The organism is Mycobacterium sp. DL592, from assembly GCF_011694515.1.
Taxonomy (GTDB): domain Bacteria; phylum Actinomycetota; class Actinomycetes; order Mycobacteriales; family Mycobacteriaceae; genus Mycobacterium.
In genome coordinates this window covers 2,158,298-2,176,155 of the sequence record NZ_CP050192.1, presented here as the reverse complement: position 1 = coordinate 2,176,155, position 17,858 = coordinate 2,158,298, and the positions used below count along the sequence as shown (strand labels likewise).

The 17,858-nt window shown below is 69.3% G+C and carries 18 protein-coding genes; 8 read left to right on the top strand and 10 right to left on the bottom strand.

Annotated features, from left to right (window positions below; translation table 11 throughout):
- Window positions 1-141: 141 nt before the first annotated feature.
- From HBE64_RS10550 to HBE64_RS10515, 8 genes are all read right to left on the bottom strand, one after another.
- On the bottom strand, window positions 142-2,307 hold the full coding sequence (locus HBE64_RS10550) for a malate synthase G (RefSeq protein WP_167101331.1): 2,166 nt from the start codon (window positions 2,305-2,307) through the stop codon (window positions 142-144).
- Window positions 2,308-2,317: 10 nt separating this feature from the next.
- Window positions 2,318-3,232 (bottom strand): 3-methyladenine DNA glycosylase, encoded by a 915-nt coding sequence (locus HBE64_RS10545; RefSeq protein WP_208300618.1) that lies wholly within the window; start codon window positions 3,230-3,232, stop codon window positions 2,318-2,320.
- Window positions 3,225-4,280 carry a hemolysin family protein gene (locus HBE64_RS10540; RefSeq protein WP_167101328.1) on the bottom strand — a complete coding sequence of 352 codons (1,056 nt, stop codon included), beginning with the start codon at window positions 4,278-4,280 and terminating at the stop codon, window positions 3,225-3,227. The genes HBE64_RS10545 and HBE64_RS10540 overlap by 8 nt, the downstream gene beginning before the upstream one ends.
- Complete coding sequence (locus tag HBE64_RS10535; RefSeq protein WP_167101325.1) at window positions 4,280-5,644, bottom strand: hemolysin family protein; 1,365 nt, start codon at window positions 5,642-5,644, stop codon at window positions 4,280-4,282. Before HBE64_RS10535 ends, HBE64_RS10540 begins: the two co-directional genes overlap by 1 nt.
- Window positions 5,645-5,847: 203 nt before the next feature.
- Complete coding sequence (locus tag HBE64_RS10530) at window positions 5,848-7,284, bottom strand: GuaB1 family IMP dehydrogenase-related protein (RefSeq protein ID WP_167101322.1); 1,437 nt, start codon at window positions 7,282-7,284, stop codon at window positions 5,848-5,850.
- An 18-nt stretch (window positions 7,285-7,302) separates the two neighbouring features.
- Complete coding sequence (gene gndA, locus HBE64_RS10525; protein WP_167101318.1) at window positions 7,303-8,763, bottom strand: NADP-dependent phosphogluconate dehydrogenase; 1,461 nt, start codon at window positions 8,761-8,763, stop codon at window positions 7,303-7,305.
- A gap of 45 nt (window positions 8,764-8,808) precedes the next feature.
- Window positions 8,809-9,735 (bottom strand): M56 family metallopeptidase, encoded by a 927-nt coding sequence (locus HBE64_RS10520; protein WP_167101315.1) that lies wholly within the window; start codon window positions 9,733-9,735, stop codon window positions 8,809-8,811.
- A gap of 14 nt (window positions 9,736-9,749) precedes the next feature.
- Complete coding sequence (locus HBE64_RS10515) at window positions 9,750-10,166, bottom strand: BlaI/MecI/CopY family transcriptional regulator (protein ID WP_167101312.1); 417 nt, start codon at window positions 10,164-10,166, stop codon at window positions 9,750-9,752.
- A gap of 246 nt (window positions 10,167-10,412) precedes the next feature.
- Between HBE64_RS10515 and HBE64_RS10510 the strand changes: the two genes are divergently transcribed.
- From HBE64_RS10510 to HBE64_RS10475, 8 genes are all read left to right on the top strand, one after another.
- Window positions 10,413-11,132, top strand: a complete 720-nt coding sequence (locus tag HBE64_RS10510; RefSeq protein WP_167101309.1) for an iron reductase — start codon at window positions 10,413-10,415, stop codon at window positions 11,130-11,132.
- 107 nt (window positions 11,133-11,239) lie between these two features.
- Window positions 11,240-11,668 (top strand): PaaI family thioesterase, encoded by a 429-nt coding sequence (locus tag HBE64_RS10505; protein WP_167101306.1) that lies wholly within the window; start codon window positions 11,240-11,242, stop codon window positions 11,666-11,668.
- Window positions 11,669-11,717: 49 nt separating this feature from the next.
- Window positions 11,718-12,020: an urease subunit gamma gene (locus tag HBE64_RS10500; protein ID WP_167101303.1), complete on the top strand. Its 303-nt coding sequence runs from the start codon at window positions 11,718-11,720 to the stop codon at window positions 12,018-12,020.
- An 11-nt stretch (window positions 12,021-12,031) separates the two neighbouring features.
- Window positions 12,032-12,346 (top strand): urease subunit beta, encoded by a 315-nt coding sequence (locus HBE64_RS10495; protein ID WP_167109041.1) that lies wholly within the window; start codon window positions 12,032-12,034, stop codon window positions 12,344-12,346.
- Between the two features lie 25 nt (window positions 12,347-12,371).
- Window positions 12,372-14,093 (top strand): urease subunit alpha, encoded by a 1,722-nt coding sequence (locus HBE64_RS10490; protein ID WP_167101300.1) that lies wholly within the window; start codon window positions 12,372-12,374, stop codon window positions 14,091-14,093.
- Window positions 14,093-14,728 carry an urease accessory protein UreF gene (locus HBE64_RS10485; protein ID WP_167101297.1) on the top strand — a complete coding sequence of 212 codons (636 nt, stop codon included), beginning with the start codon at window positions 14,093-14,095 and terminating at the stop codon, window positions 14,726-14,728. Before HBE64_RS10490 ends, HBE64_RS10485 begins: the two co-directional genes overlap by 1 nt.
- A 10-nt stretch (window positions 14,729-14,738) precedes the next feature.
- Window positions 14,739-15,419, top strand: coding sequence for an urease accessory protein UreG (gene ureG / locus HBE64_RS10480; protein WP_167101294.1), 681 nt, complete (start codon window positions 14,739-14,741; stop codon window positions 15,417-15,419).
- Between the two features lie 9 nt (window positions 15,420-15,428).
- Window positions 15,429-16,055, top strand: coding sequence for an urease accessory protein UreD (locus tag HBE64_RS10475; protein ID WP_167101291.1), 627 nt, complete (start codon window positions 15,429-15,431; stop codon window positions 16,053-16,055).
- On the opposite strand, the gene HBE64_RS10470 is transcribed toward HBE64_RS10475, so the two are convergent.
- Both HBE64_RS10470 and HBE64_RS10465 read right to left on the bottom strand, forming a co-directional pair.
- On the bottom strand, window positions 16,052-17,413 hold the full coding sequence (locus HBE64_RS10470) for a HAMP domain-containing sensor histidine kinase (RefSeq protein ID WP_167109039.1): 1,362 nt from the start codon (window positions 17,411-17,413) through the stop codon (window positions 16,052-16,054). The genes HBE64_RS10475 and HBE64_RS10470 overlap by 4 nt on opposite strands.
- Before the next feature lie 43 nt (window positions 17,414-17,456).
- Window positions 17,457-17,825 (bottom strand): heme-binding protein, encoded by a 369-nt coding sequence (locus tag HBE64_RS10465; RefSeq protein WP_167101288.1) that lies wholly within the window; start codon window positions 17,823-17,825, stop codon window positions 17,457-17,459.
- Window positions 17,826-17,858 lie beyond the last annotated feature (33 nt).

Genomic DNA, 17,858 nt, shown 5'->3' with positions numbered 1-17,858 from the left:
TCCGGGACCGGGTTTGCTGTGCCTGCCCATGGCGGTGACTGATCCTCTTTCGTCGAACGGTTCGCGCGGTGTGTGCCGCCAGATCCCGCACGAGTCTAGCGATCAGCGGTTCGCCACCTGACGACGGTGACCCGGGGCTGGTCAGCCCCCGACCGAAGCCTTGAACTCCCGCCGACGCCGGTGCAGGATCGGCTCGGTGTAGCCGCTGGGCTGAGCTGCGCCCGCCAGGATCAGCTCCTGGGCGGCCCCGAAGGCGATACTTCCCTCCGGGTCGGGCGCCATCGGGCGGTAGTCGGGGTCGGCGGCGTTCTGTTGGTCGACCACCGCCGCCATCCGGCGCAGGCTCGTCGTGACGTCGTCTTCGGTGATGACACCGTGCCGCAGCCAGTTCGCCAGCAGCTGACTGGAGATCCGCAGTGTGGCGCGGTCCTCCATGAGCGCGACGTCATGGATGTCGGGCACCTTCGAGCAGCCGACGCCGGCATCGATCCAGCGCACCACGTAGCCCAGGATGGACTGGCAGTTGTTGTCGACCTCTTCGTGGATCTCCTCCGGCGACCAGGCCAGCTCGGCGGCCAGCGGGATGGTCAGCAGCTGATCCTTGGTGGTGCGGGGCTTGCCGGCCAGCTCCTTGTGCACCGCGTAGACGTCGACGTAGTGGTAGTGCATGGCGTGCAGGGTCGCCGCGGTGGGCGACGGCACCCAGGCTGTGGTGGCGCCCGCGCGCGGCTGGCCGATCTTCTGGGCGACCATGTCGGCCATCAGGTCGGTCATCGCCCACATGCCCTTGCCGATCTGTGCCTTGCCGGAGAACCCGGTGGCCAGACCGACGTCGACGTTCTGGTCTTCGTAGGCCAGGATCCACGGCTGGGTCTTCATCGCGCCCTTGCGGATCATCGGGCCGGCTTCCATCGAGGTGTGGATCTCGTCGCCGGTGCGGTCCAGGAAGCCGGTGTTGATGAACGCCACCCGGTCGGCGGCGGCCTTGACGCAGGCCTTGAGGTTGGCCGAGGTGCGGCGCTCCTCGTCCATGATGCCGACCTTGATGGTGTTCTGCGGCAGGCCCAGGACATCTTCGACGCGGCTGAACAGCTCGCAGGTGAAGGCGACTTCGTCCGGGCCGTGCATCTTGGGCTTGACGATGTAGATCGAGCCGGTGCGGCTGTTCTGCCCGTTCAGGCCGTGCATCGCGATCAGCGTGGTGAACAGGGCGTCCTGGATGCCCTCGAAGACCTCGTTGCCGTCGGCGTCCACGATTGCGTCGTTGGTCATCAGGTGCCCGACGTTGCGGACGAACAGCAGGCTGCGGCCGGGCAGGGTGAACTCGGATCCGTCCGGTGATGTGTAGGTGCGGTCGCCGTTGAGCACGCGCGTGAAGGTCTTGCCGCCCTTGCTGACCTGTTCGGCGAGATCGCCCTTGTTCAGGCCGAGCCAGTTGCGGTAACCGAGCACCTTGTCGTCGGCGTCGACCGCGGCCACCGAATCCTCGAAGTCCATGATCGTGGTGATGGCCGACTCCAGCACGACGTCCTTGATGCCGGCCTTGTCGGTGGAGCCGACGGGCGACTGCGGGTCGACCAGGATCTCGATGTGCAGGCCGTTGTTGACCAGCAGCACCGACCAGGAGGGGGAGCCGAGCGTGCCGGTGTAACCCAGGAACTTCTCCGGGCTGGCCAGACCGGTGACCTGCTCGCCCTGCGCGATCTCCAGGACACCTTCGACGACGGACAGTCCGGTGGCGTCACTCCACGATCCGGAGGCCAGCGGCGCGGCCTGGTCGAGGAAGGTGCGGGCGTAGGCGATCACCTTGTCGCCGCGGACCTTGTTATAGCCGGTGCCGGGCTCGGCGCCGTCCTCGGAGCTGATCACATCGGTGCCGTAGAGCGCGTCGTACAGCGAACCCCAGCGGGCGTTCGCGGCGTTGAGCGCGAAGCGGGCGTTGAGGATCGGCACCACCAGCTGCGGGCCCGCCGTGGTGGTGATCTCGTCGTCGACGTTCGAGGTGGTGATCGAGAAGTCGTCGGGCTCAGGCAGCAGGTAGCCGATGTCGGCGAGGAACTGCTGGTACTCGCCGGCGTCGATACCGCCGATGATGCGCTGCCGGTGCCACTTGTCGATCTGGGCCTGCAGGTCATCGCGGCGGGCGAGGAGGTCCTGGTTTTTCGGCGCGAGGTCGGTGACGACCTTGTCGACACCCGCCCAGAAGCTGTCGGCGTCGATCTCGGTGCCGGGCAGCGCCTCGTTGGTGATGAAGTCGTACAGCACCTGCGCCACCCGCAGGTTGCCGACGGACACGCGTTCTGTCATCAGTCCTCCCTCACGACAATCCATTCAGCGTACCCGCCGGTAACGTGCTCTCCTGCGTCGCGGCAGCCGCCAGCAGCTGCTCGCAGCGCGCCAGCAGAGCCGCCCGCAGCGGTGCGGCGCGCTGCGCGACAACGCTCTGGCGCCGTACGTATTCCGCCCGACCGGCCGGGTCCTCGACGGCGATCGGCTCGAAGCCGAACTCCGACAGGTCATAGGGGCTGGCGCGCATGTCGAGTTCGCGGGCCTGCGCGGCCAGCCGAAGGCACTCCAGCAGCAGTCCGGATTCGGTCAGCGGGCCGAGCTTGTAGCACCACTTGTAGAGGTCCATGTTGGCGTGCAGGCAGCCCGGCTGCTCCCAGTCGCTCTGCCCGGACCTGGTCGGGGTCACCTGATTCCGGGTCACCGCCGCCGGGGTGAAGAAGCGAAACGCGTCGAAGTGGCTGCAGCGCAACGGCATCGACTCAACGACGGCGTCGGTGCCCGCCCTGCCCAGTCGCAGCGGCACCGCGGCGTGCCGGACGTCGTCGCTGCGGTAGACCATCGCCCATTCATGCATGCCGAAGCAGCTGTACTGCGGTGCCCGATCCGCGGTGGCGCGCAGCAGGCCGGCGATGAATCCCACCGTGTCCAGCCGCGCGTGGAGGTACTCGGCGCCGACGGTCACCCCGGCCGGCGTCGACACGTAGCCCGTCTTGTCGAGGTACCGGCGGGCCGAGGCGCCGGCCAGTGCGGTGCCGTACCCGGGATGCCACAGCCGCAGCTGGCGTGGCCGCAGGCTGTAGTAGGTGAACAGGAAATCCCACACCGGGTGAGTTTCACCACGTTGGGCGCGCCGCCGGTGCTCGCCCGTCAGGTCCTCCACGACGGCCCGGTGCTCGGCGGCCTTCGGCAGCCACTGGTCCTCGTCGAGGACGGCCTCACGCACGATGGGTTCCGTCGCGCACGGTGCCCACGAGATCCTCCACGAGATCCTCCAGCGCCGCCATCGCGCACACCCGGCCGTCCTGGCCGATCACCATCGCCAGGTGGCTGTTGTCCTGCCTGAGCTTGGCCAACGCGTCGGGCAGCGGCATGTCCGAGGCCAGTTGCGGCAGCGGGCGGACCACGGATCCGTCGAGCACGGTGTTCGGGTCGTCGATCTCGGACAACACATCCTTGATGTGCAGGTAGCCGATCAGGGTGCCGTCCACGCCGACCACCGGGAAACGCGAGTACCCGGTGTCGGTCAGCGCCTCGGTCACCGCGGCCACCGTCGGGCCGCAGCCCGCGGCGGCCACCGGTACCGCCCGGATCTGGTCCAGCGGCACCGCGATGTCGTTGACCACCCGGTTGCGGATCTGCAGGGCCCTGGTCAGCCGCAGGTGTTCCTCGGGGTCCAGCAGCCCCTCGGAGCTGGACTCGGCGATCATCTCGGCGAGTTCCACGGTGGAGACGGTGACGTCGAGTTCGTCCTTGGCCTCCACCCCGAACAGGTGCAGCGTGGTGTTGGCCGCCCAGTTGTAGAAGGCGATGAACGGCCGGGCGATCCGCACGTAGACCAGGTAGACCGGCACCACCAGCATGGCGGTCTTCTCCGGGCCGGCGATCGCGATGTTCTTGGGCACCATCTCACCCAGCAGCACGTGCAGCGTCACCACGATGGCCAGGGCCACCAGGAACGACACCGTGTGCAGGACGGCGTCGGGCACCCCGACGAGGTCGAACGGCTTTTCCAGCAGGTGTGCGACGGCGGGTTCACCGACGCGGCCGAGCAGGATCGAGCACACCGTGATGCCCAGTTGGGCGCCGGCGAGCATCAGCGAGAGCTGCTCACCGGCCCGCAGCACCGTCACCGCGCTCTTCTTGCCCTGTTCGGCAAGCGATTCCAGCCGGTCGCGCCGCGCCGAGATCAGGGCGAACTCCGAACCGACGAAGAAGGCGTTGGCCGCCAGCAGTGCCACGGTCAGCAGCACGCCGAAAATGTCACCACCCATCAGCTGTCCTCCGGCTCCGCGTCGCCACCGCGGCCCAGTTCGATCAGCGCCAACTGGTCGATGCGCCTGCCGTCCATCGCGATCACGGTGGCCCGCCAGCGCACCGGGTCGTCGTACGGGCCGTCGGGGTCGAAGGCGGACAGTTCGATGGATTCGCCGGGTTCGGGGATGTGCCCGAGGGTTTCGAGCACCAGGCCACCGATCGTCTCGTACTCGCCCTCCGGGGCCCGGAAGCCGGTGGCCTCGTCGACCTCGTCGATGCGCAGCAGGCCGGACACCTGCCAGCCCAGCGGGGTCTTCTGCACGTCGGGCGTGGAGTCGTCGTGCTCGTCGCGGACGTCGCCGACGATCTCCTCGATCAGGTCCTCGACCGTCACCATGCCCGCGGTGCCGCCGTATTCGTCGACCACCAGCGCGGTCTGCAGGCCGTTGGCGCGCACCTGGGCCATCAGGGCGTCGCCGTCGAGCGTCGACGGCACCGTGGGCACCGGAACCGCCAGCACCTTGAGCCGAGTGCTGGTCCGCATCTCGGCCGGCACCGCGAACACCTGCTTGACGTGCACGATGCCGATGGTCTCGTCGAGGTCGCCGTCGACCACCGGGAACCGGGAGAACCCGGTGTCGGCGGCGGCGGCCACCAGGTCGGCGATGGTGTCGTCGGCCTGCAGCACCTCGATCTCGGTGCGGGGCGTCATGAACTCCTCGGCGATGCGGGAGCCGAACTGCAGCGAGCGGTTGACCAGCGCTGCGGTGGACTCGTCGAGGGCGCCGCGTTCGGCGGAGTTGCGTACCAGCGAGCCCAGCTCCTCCGGCGAACGCGCCGAGCGCAGCTCCTCGGCCGGTTCGATCCCGAGGCGTCGCAGGATCCAGTTGGCCGTTCCGTTGGTCGCCTTGATCAGCGGAGTCATCGCGGTGGAGAACAACAGCTGGAAGCCCGCGGTGGCCCTGGCCGTCGGCAGCGGATGCGCCACCGCCAGGTTTTTGGGCACGAGCTCGCCGAACACCATCGACACCGAGGTGGCGATCAGGATTGCCAGCACCAGTGAGACGCCCGATCCGACGCCGGGCGGGACGCCGAGTGCGTCCAGCACCGGGTGCAGCAGCCGGGCCAGGACGGGTTCGGCCAGATAACCGGTGGCCAGCGTGGTGATCGAGATGCCGAGCTGCGCACCGGAGAGCTGGAAGGACAACGTCCGGTGGGCGCGCTGGACCATCTTGTCGCGGCGCCCCCCGGTCCGGGCGTTGGCGTCGACCGTGCTGCGCTCCAGCGCGGTCAGCGAGAACTCCGCGGCGACGAACATCGCGGTGCCCGCGGTCAGTACCACGATCGCCAACAGGCTCAACAGGGTGTAGACCACGTTCATCGGGTTCTCACCGATTGGCCGCCGGGCCGTACGCCCGGCTGTCTAGGGGAGGGTTCGGCCTCGGCCTCGTCCGGTGCCTGCTCGGCCCGGGCAGCCCGCTCAGCGGGGGCCTCGACGGGTGCCTGCGGCACTGACGATCCCTTCCTTCCTCGGTGGAGCGTGAAACAAGCCCTATGTTAGCGGTTGCGGCGCGCCACCCGGTCTCACCAGCCGGTCGGCAGCGGGTGACCCTCAGCGAACCCGGCCGCCGATTGGACTCCGAGGACCACGCGTTCGTGGAGTTCGGCGATGTTCGAGGCGCCGACGTAGGTGCAGGTGCTGCGGACCCCGGAGGTGATGTGGTCCAGCAGGTCCTCCACGCCGCCGCGGTCGGGGTCCAGTTCCATCCGCGAGGTGGAGATGCCCTCTTCGAACAGGGCCTTGCGGGCCCGGTCGAACGCGCTGTCGGCACTGGTGCGCGCGGCGACCGCCCGTTTGGAGGCCATCCCGTAGCTCTCCTTGTAGGCACGGTTGTCGCGGTCGTACATCAGGTCGCCGGGGGATTCGTAGGTGCCGGCGAACCAGGAGCCGATCATCACATTGGACGCGCCGGCCGCCAGTGCCAGCGCGACGTCACGCGGATGCCGCACCCCACCGTCCGCCCACACGTGGCCGCCGAGTTCCCTTGCCGCTGTGGAACATTCGACGACAGCGGAGAACTGTGGGCGCCCGACGCCGGTCATCATGCGGGTGGTGCACATGGCGCCGGGCCCGACGCCGACCTTGACGATGGAGGCACCCGCGGTGATCAGGTCGCGCGCACCTTCGGCGGAGACGACGTTGCCGGCGGCCAGTGGGATGCCCAGGTCCAGGGCGGACACCGCCTTGATGGCGTCGAGCATCTTGATCTGGTGACCGTGGGCGGTGTCGACGACGAGCACGTCGACGCCCGCCTCGGCCAGCGCCTGGGCCTTGGCCGCGACGTCGCCGTTGATGCCCACCGCCGCGGCGATGCGCAACCGGCCTTCAGTGTCGACGGCGGGGGTGTAGATCCCGGCCCGGACCGCGCCGATCCTGGTCAGCACACCGGCGAGTGTTCCGTCGGCCTCGGTGAGCACGGCCACGTCGACCGGTGCGTGCTCGAGCAGTGCAAAGACCGCCTTGGGGTCGGCGTGCACCGGCGCGGTGACGAAATCGGTGACCGCCACGTCGCGCACCCGGGCGAAGCGGTCGACGCCCGCGGTAGCGGCCTCGGTGACCAGCCCGATCGGGCGGCCGTCAGCGACCACGACCGCCGCCCCGTGCGCGCGCTTGTGGATCAGTGCCACAGCGTCGGACACCGAATCCTCGGGCCCGAGGGTCACCGGGGTGTCGGCGATCAGATCGCGGCTCTTGACGAAGTCGACGGTCTGCTGGACGGCCTCGATCGGCAGGTCCTGCGGCAGCACCACGATGCCGCCGCGGCGGGCCACCGTCTCGGCCATCCGCCGCCCGGCCACCGCCGTCATGTTGGCCACCACCACCGGGATGGTGGTTCCGGTGCCGTCGGCGGTGGACAGGTCGACATCGAAGCGCGAGGTGACGTCCGAGGAGTTCGGGACGATGAAGACGTCGTCGTAGGTCAGGTCGTACGGAGGCCGGTGGCCGTCGAGGAATCGCACGACCTCAGCCTAATTTGCTCAGGCCTGTACCTCGCTGCGGTCCCCGCTCCAGAGCGTGTGGAAACGGGCGGCCGGGTCGGCGTCGGTGCGCCCGTAGGTGTGCGCGCCGAAGAAGTCGCGCAGCCCCTGGGTCAGCGCAGCGGGCAGCCGCTCGGTGCGCAGCGCGTCGTAGTAGGACAGCGCCGAGGCGAAGCCGGGGATCGGGATGCCCAGCTCGGTGGCGGTTACGACGACGCGGCGCCAGCTGTCGATCGCCGATTCGACCGCGCTGCGGAAGTAGGGTGCGGCGATCAGCGTCGGCAGGTTGGGGTTCTCGTCGAACGCGTCCTTGATCCGGTTGAGGAACTTGGCCCGGATGATGCAGCCGCCGCGCCAGATGGTGGCCAGGTCGCCCGGGGTGATGTCCCAGTTGTATTCGGCCGAGCCGGCCTGGATCTGGTTGAACCCCTGCGCATAGGCGACGATCTTCGAGGCATACAGCGCACGCTGCACGTCCTCGGTGAATTGCTGTGCATCCGTTGGCTGTTGGCCCAGAACGCCGGAGGCCAGGCCGGTGGTGGCCCGGCGCTGCGGAACCGACCCGGACAGGGCGCGGGCGAATACCGCCTCGGCGATCCCGGTGACGGGCACCCCGAGGTCGAGTGCGGACTTGACCGTCCAGCGGCCGGTGCCCTTCTGCTCGGCCTCGTCGACGATCACGTCGACCAGCGGCTTGCCGGTCTTGGCGTCGATCTGGCGCAGCACCTCGGCGGTGATCTCGATGAGGTAGCTGTCCAGGTCGCCGGAGTTCCAGTCGGCGAAGATGTCCGCGATCTGCGGGGCGGCCAGGCCCAGGCCGTCGCGCAGCAACTGGTAGGCCTCGCCGATGAGCTGCATGTCGGAGTACTCGATGCCGTTGTGGACCATCTTGACGAAGTGTCCGGCGCCGTCGGGGCCGATGTGGGTGCAGCAGGGCACGCCGTCGACGTGGGCCGAGATCTCCTCGAGCAGCGGGCCCAGCGAGACGTAGGACTCGGCGGGGCCGCCGGGCATGATCGAGGGCCCGTTGAGGGCGCCTTCCTCGCCACCGGAGATGCCGGCTCCGACGAAGTGCAGTCCACGCTCGCGGATGGCCTTCTCGCGGCGGATCGTGTCGGTGTAGAGCGCGTTGCCGCCGTCGATGATGATGTCGCCAGGCTCCATGGCGTCGGCCAGCTCGTTGATGACGGCGTCGGTGGGGTCACCCGCCTTGACCATGATGATCACCCGGCGCGGCTTCTCCAGCGCGGCCAGGAACTCCTCGATGGTCTCGCTGCGCACGAAGTTGCCGTCCGCTCCGTGCTGCTCGAGCAGCGCATCGGTCTTGGCCACCGACCGGTTGTGCAGTGCGACGGTGTAGCCGTGGCGGGCGAAGTTGCGGGCCAGGTTCGAACCCATCACCGCCAGGCCGGTGACGCCGATCTGTGCGGTGCCGTTCGTGCTGTTTTGCGACGAGCTCATCTAACGCCTTTCGATTAGGTGTTGCGGCAGAGCGGCTTTCGTCCGCTAGGTCGAGAACAATCGATGCAGCTCGGTCAGCCAGGGCACGGCGACCGCGACGGTGGGAACCACGAGCACCGCGGCGGCGGCGACGTAGGCGGCCAGCGACAGCCAGACGCTGTTGGGCCTGCCGCACAGCCGGCGCACCCGGATCACCGTGGTGGGTCCACCCGCGGCAAGGGCGCCCGACGGGGTGCGGCCCGAGGCGCAGGCGACCAGGGCGCGGGCCAGGGGAGCAGGGCCCGCGGAGCGCACCGCGGCGTCGTCGGCGAGAAGTTCGACCAGCAGTCGAACGGCGCTGAGTGCGCTGCCGCTGCGCACGAAGCGCGGGAACGCGGTGTGGACGGCGACGAACGCTTCCAGTACGAGGTCGTGGCGTGCCCGCAGGTGCGCCCGTTCGTGGCTGAGGATGGCGACCAGTTCCTGGTCGGACAGGGCCGACAGGGTGCCTTCACTGAGCACCACGCGGCTGCGCACCCCGGGAAGGCAGTACGCCAGCGGCTCGTCGACGTGCAGGACCCGCAGTCCGCTGGCCCGCTCCGGGCAGTCACCGAGCAGGTCGACGACCATCCGGTGGTGGGCCCGCCGCCGCCGGGTGGCGATGGCCACCTGTACCACCGCGACGACCAGCCGCGCGCCGATAAGCAGCGTCACGGCGAAGACCGATACGTAGATCAGCCACAGCGGCCAGCCCAGGACGGCGATCTCACTGGTGATGGTGGCCGTCGGGCGGCCGTCGGGACCGGGGACGAACAACCGGCTGGCGATGGCCAGTCCGGCACTGAATGCGGAGAGGACGGCGGCCACGGCGATCGACTGCCACAGCACAATCGCGGCTCGCGGGGCGCGCATCGGCCAGGCCGCGCGTGCCAGCACCGCCGGCACAGGGCCGACGAGAAGGAGCGCGACGAGAGTGAAGGCCAGCGCGGACACGCTGACAGTGTCCCTCAGCCGACCGGGCTACCGCCAGCGGGCTGAGACGTTCGGTGTTTGGCCTCGAGTTCGGCCAGTGCGCGGCGCAGTGCGTCGGCCTCGTCGGCACCGACCCGTTCGACGAAGTGCACCAGCGCGGCGCGCCGGTCACCGGAGTCGGCGGCCTGGTCGAGGGCGTCGACCATGAGGCCGGCGACGAGTTCGTCGCGTCCGTGCACCGGGGCGTACTGGTGGGCGCGGTCGTCGCGGATCTGCGACACCAGATTCTTGCGGGCCAGGCGCTGCAGAACCGTCATCACGGTGGTGTAGGCCAGATCGCGGTGCGCAGAGAGCGCCTCATGCACCTGTCGGACGGTCAACGGCTCGCCGGCGGCCCACAGGTGGTCCATCACTGCGCGTTCGAGTTCGCCGAGACGATTCAACTTGGGCATTTTCCGTTCATCTCCGTAGCAATCAGGTAAGGGTACTCCCGGTTACTACCGGGCGTCGTATCCAACTTGTCTGGCTCAACTCGCGCACCCCCGGTCGGTGTTCCCGGACGACACGATTGCCACACCCAAAAGCGCAGGCCATTGTCGCTGCGGCCGGATGTGGTGTGACAGGCCTCACATAAGCCAAGGCTGTACTCACCATGAGTTTTTGTGGTTAGGCTTACCTAACTTACACCAGGAGGTGCTGTGACTGCAGCTGTGGCCGACCCACTGATCCGCGCGATGACGATTCGCCGCGTCCTGCCCGTCCACGAGTCCAGCCGGCGGTTGCGGCGGCTCACCCCGGACGCGCCCCGCGTGCACGGCGTGGCCCTGATGGCCGACGTCTCCCGCCGGCGGTGGTGGCCGCTGGAATCGGTGGTCACCAGCGGCCGGCTGGTCGGGATGTACGAGGCCGCAACGGCCGAACTCGACAACCGGCGCACCGCCGCCCAGCAGGTCGCGGCCGCCTTCACCCACGCCGTCCTCGGCCGGGTGTTGACGCTGCTGGTGCTCGAGGGACGCGCCTGGGACGCCGGGCCGGAGAACCTGTGGATGCACGTCGACTCCGAAGGGGCGATCGACTGGACCGGGGTGGAGGACCCGACGCTGCGGGTGCTACCCGGTGACCCGGCGGGCACCGCCGTGGTCCGGCTGCCCGGCGAGCAGGCCCTGGCCACCTGGACGGCACACCGCTGCCATCGCTCGCTGGCCCCGCTCTTCGAGGAACTCCAGCGTCTCAGCGGCGAGGCGCTGACCACCACCGATATGTGGCAGTCGGTGGGTGCCGCGGCGGTGATCACCGCAACCCAGGTCCCGCTGATCTCCGGTGCCGGCGAAACCGTGTGCATGCGCCGCGCCCAGGCAGTGCTCGACGCGCTCGCCGGATTCGGCCTGCCGGTACGCGCCCTGCGCCGGACCGGCTAGAAGCTCTGGACCGCGCCGGAGTCCTGAGGGCTGCAGAGACTCCCGGTCCATTCCGAGGACGGACCCCGCGTCTGGTACGCGGGGTCCGTCCCTGTAAACAAGGGTGCGTGGAACCAGAGCAGTCGCTGACCGAACAGATCGCGTTCGACGCCCCCTTCGACAACCAGCTCGGCCTGACGTTCACCGAACTGACCGCCGACGGCGCCAAGGCCCACCTCGAGGTGGTGCCCAAGCTGCTGCAACCGATGGGCATCGTCCACGGCGGCGTCTACTGCTCGGTGATCGAGTCCATGGCGAGCACGTCGGCCTATGTCTGGCTGGCGGCCAACGGCGGCGGCAACGTCGTCGGCGTCAACAACAACACCGACTTCCTGCGGGCCATCGGCTCGGGCACCGTCTACGGCGTCTCCGAGCCGATTCACCGCGGACGACGCCAGCAGCTGTGGCTGGTCACGATCCGCGACGAACAGGACCGGCTGCTGGCCCGCGGGCAGGTGCGGCTGCAGAACCTGGAAGTCGATCCGCCCCAGCAGTAGTGCGACGCCGCTCTGCCGATCCCGGTCGGCCGTGGCAGGATCGCGCACTATGCGCCTGACACCGCATGAGACCGACCGGCTGCTGATCTCCTACGCGGCCGACCTCGCCCGACGCCGCCAGGCGCGCGGGCTGAAGCTCAACCATCCCGAGACGGTCGCCATCATCACCGACCACATCCTCGAGGGCGCCCGCGACGGGCGCACAGTGGCCGAACTGATGATCAGCGGACGCGAGGTCCTCACCCGCGCCGAGGTCATGGACGGGGTGCCCGAGATGCTGCACGACGTCCAGGTCGAGGCCACCTTCCCGGACGGCACCAAACTCGTCACCGTCCACCATCCGATCCCGTGACGGAGCGCCCTGTGATTCCCGGAGAAGTTCTTCTCGGCGACGGCGACATCGAACTCAATGCCGGCGCAGCGCGATTGGAAGTGGAGATCGTCAACACCGGCGACCGCCCGGTCCAGGTCGGCAGCCACGTGCACCTGCCGCAGGCCAACGCCGCGCTCTCCTTCGACCGGACCGCGGCCCACGGGCACCGGTTCGACATCCCGGCAGGCACCGCCGTTCGCTTCGAACCCGGTGTAGCACAGCGGGTTTGGCTGGTTCCGCTGAGCGGTTCGCGCGAGGTGCACGGACTGAGCCTCAACCCGCCGGGAAAGCTGGACTTGCGATGAGCGCTTGCGCGAAGAGAATCGACCGATGAGCGCCCTCTCGCGTGCCCGGTACGCCGCGCTGTACGGCCCGACCACCGGCGACCGGATCCGGCTCGCCGACACCGACCTGCTGGTGGAGATCACCGAAGACCGCAGCGGCGGCCCGGGCCTGGCCGGCGACGAGGCCGTCTTCGGCGGCGGAAAGGTGCTGCGCGAGTCGATGGGACAGGGTCGGGCCACCCGCGCCGACGGCGCCCCCGACACCGTGATCACCGGCGCGGTGATCATCGACTATTGGGGAATCATCAAGGCCGACATCGGCATTCGCGACGGACGCATCGTGGCCATCGGCAAGGCCGGCAACCCCGACATCATGTCGGGCGTGCACCCCGATCTCGTGGTGGGCCCGTCGACTGAGGTCATCGCCGGCAACGGGCGCATCGTCACCGCCGGGGCCATCGACTGCCACGTCCACCTGATCTGCCCGCAGATCATGCCCGAGGCCATCGGCGGTGGCATCACCACGATCATCGCCGGCGGTACCGGACCCGCCGAGGGCAGCAAGGCCACCACCGTCACACCCGGCGCCTGGCACCTGGCCCGCATGCTGGAGTCACTGGACTCCTGGCCGCTCAACATCGCGCTGCTGGGTAAAGGTAACACCGTCTCCGCCGAGGCCATGTGGGAGCAATTGCGGGGCGGGGCAGCCGGTTTCAAGCTGCACGAGGACTGGGGTACCACGCCCGCAGCGATCGACGCCTGCCTGACCGTGGCCGATGCCGCCGGTGTCCAGGCCAACATCCACACCGACACCCTCAACGAAGCAGGATTCGTCGAGGACACCCTTGCCGCGATCAAGGGCCGTTCGATCCACGCCTATCACACCGAGGGCGCAGGCGGCGGGCACGCACCCGACATCATCACCGTCGCCGGCGAGCCCTACGTGCTGCCGAGTTCGACGAACCCGACCCGCCCGCACACCGTCAACACCCTCGACGAGCATCTGGACATGCTGATGGTGTGCCATCACCTCAACCCGAGCGTCCCGGAGGATCTCGCCTTCGCCGAGAGCCGCATCCGGCCTTCGACCATCGCCGCCGAGGACCTGCTGCACGATATCGGCGCCATCTCGATGATCGGCAGCGATGCCCAGGCCATGGGCCGCATCGGCGAGGTGGTGCTGCGCACCTGGCAGACCGCGCACGTGATGAAGAGGCGTCGCGGCGCACTGGAAGGTGACGGTGCGGCCGACAACAAGCGGGTTCGGCGTTATGTCGCGAAGTACACGATCTGTCCTGCCGTCGCGCACGGCCTCGATCACGAGATCGGCAGCGTTGAGGTCGGCAAGCTCGCCGACCTGGTGCTGTGGGAGCCGGCGTTCTTCGGAGTGCGCCCGCACGCGGTCATCAAGGGCGGGATGATCGCCTGGGCCGCAATGGGTGACGCCAACGCCTCGATCCCGACGCCGCAGCCGGTGCTGCCCCGCCCGATGTTCGGCGCCGCCCCGGCCGCTGCGGCGGCGACGTCGGTGCATTTCGTCGCCCCGCAGGCCATCGAGGACGGCCTGGCCGACCGGATCGCCGTCAACCGGCGACTCGTCGCGGTGGGCAACGTCCGCGCCGTCGGCAAGGCCCAGATGCCGCTCAACGACGCCCTGCCGCGTATCGAAGTCGACCCCGACACCTTCACCGTGCGCATCGACGGGCAGGTGTGGCAGGAACAGCCGGCCACCGAACTGCCGATGGCGCAACGCTATTTCCTGTTCTGATGTCCGCACTAACCACTCTGCTCACCCTCGCCGACTCCCGGTTGCCCACCGGGGGACACGTGCATTCCGGCGGGGTGGAGGAGGCGGTGACCAGCCGTCGCGTGGTCGACCTGACCACGCTGGAGGCCTACCTGCGGCGCCGGATCCGGACCAGCGCCCTGGTGAATGCGTCGATCGCGGCGGCCGTGCACCGCGGAGAGCTCACCCCCACCGCCGCCGACGCCGAAACCGATGCCCGCACACCGGCTCCGGCCACCCGGCTGGCCTCCCGGGCGCAGGGCCGCGGGTTGCTGCGGCTAGCCCGGCGGGTGTGGCCCGCACACGACTGGGAGGCTCTGGGTGCGCGGCCGCATCAGGCGGTGGTGGCGGGCCGGGTGGGCCTGGTCAGCGGGCTGGCGCCCGAGCAGACCGCACTGTCGGTGGTCTACACGACGATGACGGGCAGCGCGACGGCCGCGCAGCGCCTGCTGGCCCTGGATCCCGCCGACGTGGCGGTGCTGACGTTCGCGCTGGCCGAGCTGTGCGAGCACACCGTCCACGAGGCCACCACGGGCCTCGCCGATCTATCCGACCCGCTGCTCGACGAACTTGCCCAGCAGCACACCCGTCGCGACCGTCCGCTGTTCGCCTCCTGAAAGAAGCCTCATGCCACCACATTTCATAGACGGCGAGCCGCACAGCCACGCCGACCGCCCCAAGCGCGTCCGCCTGGCAGGCGAGCCGCTGCGGATCGGGGTGGGCGGTCCCGTCGGCTCCGGCAAGACGGCCCTGGTGGCCGCACTGTGCCGGCAGCTTCGCGACGAGCTGTCCCTGGCGGTGCTGACCAACGACATCTACACCACCGAGGATGCCGACTTCCTGCGCCGCCATGCGGTGCTGCCTGATGACAGGATCGCCGCGGTGCAGACCGGCGGCTGCCCGCATACCGCGATCCGCGACGACATCACCGCCAACCTCGACGCCATCGACGACCTGATCGCCGGGCACGACGACCTCGACCTCATCCTGGTGGAGTCCGGCGGTGACAACCTGACCGCGACGTTCTCCTCGGGCCTGATCGACGTCCAGATCTTCGTCGTCGACGTCGCCGGTGGCGACAAGGTGCCCCGCAAGGGCGGACCCGGGGTGACGTTCTCAGATCTGTTGGTGGTCAACAAGACCGACCTCGCCCCGCTGGTGGGCGCCGACCTGGAGGTGATGCGCCGCGACGCCGCCAAGGTACGCGACGGCCGTCCGACGGTGCTGATCTCGCTGACCGAGGACCCCGCCGCGACCCTGGTCCTGGACTGGGTGCGCGAGCAGCTGCGCTTCAACCAGCCGGCTTGAGCTCGCGCCGTGCATTCCGAGGTCGTGGTGGTGGCCGAACCCGGCCGCCTGCCGCGCATCGAATGTCGTGGGGGAGTCGCGGCCCGCTACACCGAGACCGACACCGTGCACCTGGTGTCGGCGGCCGCCACCCCGCTGGGAGGGGACACCATCGCCATCCGGCTGGTCGTCGAACCCGGTGCGCGGCTGCGGTTACGCAGCGCCGCAGCGACTGTGGTGTTGCCCGGTGCGGCGACCCGGGAATCGCGGGCCTGCTGGACGATCGAGGTCGGCGGTGAGCTGGATCTCGATCCCGAGCCGACGGTGGTGGCCGCCGACTCCCGCCATCTGACACAGGTGCGGGTGCAGCTCGCCGACATCGCGCGGATACGCATCCGGGAGCGGGTGCAGATCGGCAGAACCGGTGAGCGAGAGGGGTTTTGGAGCGGCGCGCTGTGGGCCGACCGCGACGGGCTGCCGTTGGTGCGGCACCGCGTCGAGCTCGGGACGGGCTCAGTCGCCGATGATGCGCTGGGCACACCGCTGGCATGTGTGAGCGAACTGCGATACCCCGCGCCTGCCGACGATGCCGCCGGGACCACCCTGGAACTGGCCGGCGGCGGCAGCCTGTCGACCTGGCAGGGCGATCGGCTCTAGTCCTGGCGGCCCGACAGTCTCAGCACCAGCCGGGCCCCAGCGAGCGGGCTGGCCTCCAATGCGGCTGTGCCACCGTGCAATTCGGCCTGCTGGGCCACCAGCGCCAGGCCAAGGCCCGAGCCCGAGCGGGACGCCGTCGAGCCCCGGGAGAACCGCTCGAACACCGCGGCACGTTCAGCCTCGGGCACGCCGGTGCCGTTGTCATCGACGGTGATCTGCACCCCGTCGGCCGAACTCTCCAATGCCAGGCGTACCTCGGTGGCGCCGCCGTGTTTGACCGCGTTGGCAATCGCGTTGTCGATGACAAGACGCAATCCCACCGGCAACCCGACCATCAGCACCGCCGGCGACGGCACCAGCGATACCGTCAGATCCTGGTAGATCCGTTCGGCGTCGTGCGCGGCCCGGTCCAGCAGGTCGGTGACGTCGAACGGCACGAAGTCGTCTGCGGTGGTCAACTCGCCCTGGGCCAGCCGCTCCAGCGCGGTGAGCGTGGCCTCGATGCGGCTCTGGGTGCGGATCACGTCGCCGATGACCTCGCTGCGCTGATCTGGTGCGAGCTCCAGCGTGGAGAGGACTTCGAGGTTGGTGCGCATGGCGGTCAGCGGAGTGCGCAGTTCGTGGGAGGCCACGGCGGCGAAGTCCCTGGCCGACTCCAGAGCCGCCTTGGTGCGGTCCTGTTCGTCGCCGATACGCGCCAGCATGCCCTCGACGGCTTCGGCGATCTCGACGGCCTCCCGCACGCCGCGCACCTGCACCTCGTCGGGATTGGACTGGGCGTTGATGGCGCGGGCCTGCTGGGCCAGCAGCCGGAACGGGTTGATCATGATCAGCGAGATCAGCCAGCCGACGATGATGGTTCCGACGATGACGCCGGCGCAGATCAGCAGCACTCGCAGGTGCAGTTCGTCGATGCGGTGCTTGGTTTCGGCCAGCGGGGCGCCCAGCGCGATCGTCGCCCCGGCCACCGAGAACGTGCGCACCCGGTATTCGACCCCGGCGATGGTGATGTCGGCGTAGCCGGTCGGCAGCTCGGGGAGATCCACGTTGGGCGGCACCGACATCGCCAGTCCGCCGACCCGGACCGTGCGGACCAGATTGCCGTCCGGGGTGGGGGCACCCTCGCCGGGCGGCCGGGCGCTCAGCAGCGTGCTGAAGTCGCCAAGGCTGCTCACCGAGTCCAACCGACGGTCGAGCTGGCTGTACTGATCGTGGGTGACGCCGATCCACACCCAGGTGCCCAGTGTCAGCACCAGGATCACCACGGCGAGAGCGGCCACGATGACGATGGTGCGCAACGAGAGAACCCGCGTCGGCAGCCGCTGCAGAACTCGGTAGACGAGTTCGTCCGGCTTCATGACCACGCCGACCACCTTAGAGGGCGCCGGCTTTCGCTCTGGTTCAGAGCACTCCGGGGGCCAGCGGTCGCTGAATCAGTCCGCAGCGAGTGCGGAAGTCAGTCGAGGGCTGGCGGATGTTGTCCAGATCGGTGCGGATCTGCGGGTTGGCATCCAGGTAGACCTGGGTCTTGGCGCCGATGTCCTTCTTCGACAGGCCCTGCAGGCTGCTGAAGAACGCGTTGACGTCCGGATGCTCGAACAGATAGGCCGACATGGCCGCCGATACCCCTGCCATGATCCCGGAGAGGTCGGCGGAGGTGCAGTTGGGCGGCGGTGGGTCGGCTGCGGCGGGACCCGCCATGCACAGCAACACCGCACCGGCGCCCACTGCCGCAGCCAGCCCGCGGCGCACGGAACGAGGTGATGACATGAGTCCCCCTTGACGTGGATGTGTCTTGGGGTC